Here is a 926-nt window from a genome sequence, read left to right on the forward strand (position 1 = left end):
GAATCTGGAAAAGAAGTAAGCGAATCTATAAAGAAAAGACTAGGTTAGTGTATTATTTTTTTACCAGTATGGATTATTAATAGCATCTGAGCATGAAGCACAGATGCGATAAAAAACATAGCCAAAAAAAAGAAAGCCCTAACGGGTAAGATAAAGTTTTATTTAAAAAAGATTAATTAGCGATAGAAAGTCTTTCCAGAAACTCTTTGAGCGCCATCAAGTCCATTTTGATAAGTTTTTCCTGTATCAACCTCATCATCCCAACAATCATCATCAGAAGAGTTTAAATAATCAGGTGTTCCATTATTGACTATGAGACTTAAAGTTTTTCCAGTGACTTTTAATACAGGACTAGAATGATTTTTTAAATAACTAGAAATTGAAGAATCCTTGGTTACGAGTTCTAAAGTTTTTCCAGTGGCTTTCAAGAAAGGACTAGACTGATTTTTTAAATAACTAGAGAGTAAAGGTGTTTCAGTGCGCTTAGTTACGAATTTTAAAGCTTTTCCAGTATTCTTCAATAAGTTAAATTTCATAATAATTTCCTAAATAATAATCTTTGCATAGCGTGCATTGTACGCTGAAGTAAAAAAACAATCAAGACTCTAGCCATAAGCCGTAGCTTCGTAAGCCTATTGAGTGCTTTGTCATTGAATTTTTAATTTTTGTCATTTTTTATTTCTTTGTTATTTTAAGCGCTCTAAGCAAAGCTTTTTGATAAATCCAATACTTGGATAGTATGCGCTAGTGTAATAAGCCCAATACGAGAGGTCAAAAGTTCGTTAGTTGTATCAAGTTTGTAGTTTAAAATGTTCGTAAACGCATCAAGTTTGGTTGGTTAATGAGGGGCTTGGTTGCCTTTGGTTTTCACCTAATGGGTGAAACTGTTTTTGGTTGAAATCATTGTACTAGTTGGGGTTTGTGTG

1 protein-coding gene is annotated in these 926 nt (G+C 32.7%); it reads right to left on the reverse strand.

The genetic code is table 11. The features are described 5' to 3' along the window. Positions 1–176: 176 nt before the first annotated feature. The gene (locus BAZSYMA_RS02135; protein WP_090715141.1) at positions 177–536 is read right to left on the reverse strand and encodes a hypothetical protein; all 360 of its coding nucleotides are present in this window, start codon (positions 534–536) and stop codon (positions 177–179) included. Positions 537–926: the final 390 nt, after the last annotated feature.

Origin of the sequence: Bathymodiolus azoricus thioautotrophic gill symbiont, from assembly GCF_001298715.1 — a bacterium.
Classification (GTDB): domain Bacteria; phylum Pseudomonadota; class Gammaproteobacteria; order PS1; family Pseudothioglobaceae; genus Thiodubiliella.